Source organism: Verrucosispora sp. SN26_14.1 (assembly GCF_004307965.1).
Classification (GTDB): domain Bacteria; phylum Actinomycetota; class Actinomycetes; order Mycobacteriales; family Micromonosporaceae; genus Micromonospora.
On sequence record NZ_SISL01000790.1, the window covers coordinates 1 to 1273 of the forward strand.

General features: G+C 74.4%; 2 protein-coding genes. Both read right to left on the bottom strand.

Annotated features, from left to right (window positions below):
* A partial coding sequence (locus tag EYA84_RS31945; RefSeq protein ID WP_131057870.1) for an arginase family protein occupies positions 1–947 on the bottom strand: 947 nt, incomplete at its 3' end.
* Positions 948–1013: 66 nt separating this feature from the next.
* Positions 1014–1273: tetratricopeptide repeat protein (locus tag EYA84_RS31950; RefSeq protein ID WP_131057869.1), on the bottom strand; the 260-nt coding region annotated here is incomplete at its 5' end.

Below are 1273 nucleotides of genomic sequence, written 5' to 3' on the forward strand. Positions count from 1 at the left end.
GTCTCGGGACGCAGCCGGGGCGGCACCGAGCCGGGCGCGGTCACCGGGCGCAGCCCGGCCACCAGCGTGTTGACGATCTCGGCCGCGTACGCGCCGTCCGGGTCGTAGTCGGGGTCGAAGACGGTCAGCTCTACGCCGAGGCAGTGCGGGGTGTCGACCAGCCCGGCGAGCAGGATCTCCAGCTCGGCGAAGGCGATCCCACCCGGGTCGGGCGCGTCGACCGCCGGCATCACGGCCGGGTCGAGGACGTCCACGTCGACGTGCACCCAGTAACCGGCGCAGTCGGCGAGCTGCTCGTGCGTCCACTGGGCGGTGCGGGCGGCGCCCTCGGCCCGCAGCGCCGGGACCGGCCGGGTCAGGATCCCGGCGGCCTGGAGGTCCAACCGGTACTCGTCCTGGGCACGGATGCCGAGCACCACCACGTCGATGTCCCGGAAGTACGGGCGTCGCCCCTCGATCGCCGCCAGGTCGGCCTGACCTCGGCCGGTGACCAGGGCGAGGTCCTCACCGGCCGCAGCGCCCACGTAGGAGGCGTTGCCCGGATGCCGGAAGTCGGAGTGCCCGTCCACGAAGACCAGGCCGATCCGGCCGCCCACCGCCTCGCCGAGCCGATGCATGGCCAGTGCCGAGCCGAGCAGGATCGAGCAGTCGCCACCCAGGATCACCGGGAACTCACCCCGGTCGATGATCGCGCCGATCCGGTCGGCCAACCCCACCGAGTAGTCGGCGATCTCCCGGGCGTGGCACACCCCGTCGCCCGGCCGCCAGTCCCCGGCGTCGTACCGGGGCGGCGTCAGATGACCGGCGTCACGGGCCCGCAGCCGGGGCAGCAGACCCTGGTCACGCAGTGCGCCGGGCGCCTTGCCGCAGCCCGGCACCGAGGTCGGCGTGGGTGGCCGCAGGCCGAGGTTGCTCGGCGCGTCGAGGACGGCGATCCGACGCACGATGGGCTCCCGTCCTCCGATGTCGGGCGGGCCGGCATCACGCCGGCCCGCGCTGGCGTGGTAAGTGACTCAGAACAGGGCGCTGGCCAGGGCCCGACGCGCCGACGCGACCGCCGGATCCTCCGGACCGGCGATGGTGAAGAGGCCGACCAGGTGCTGTCGTACCTTCTCCCGGTCCTCCCCGGTGGTCCGCCGGACCACCGAGACCAGCCGCTGGTACGCCTGCTCGGCCAGACCGCTGAGCACCTCGATGTCGGCGGCCAGCAGTTGCGCGTCGACGTCGTCGGGGTCGGACGCGGCGGTGGCGAGCGCCGCCTGCGGGTCCGCGC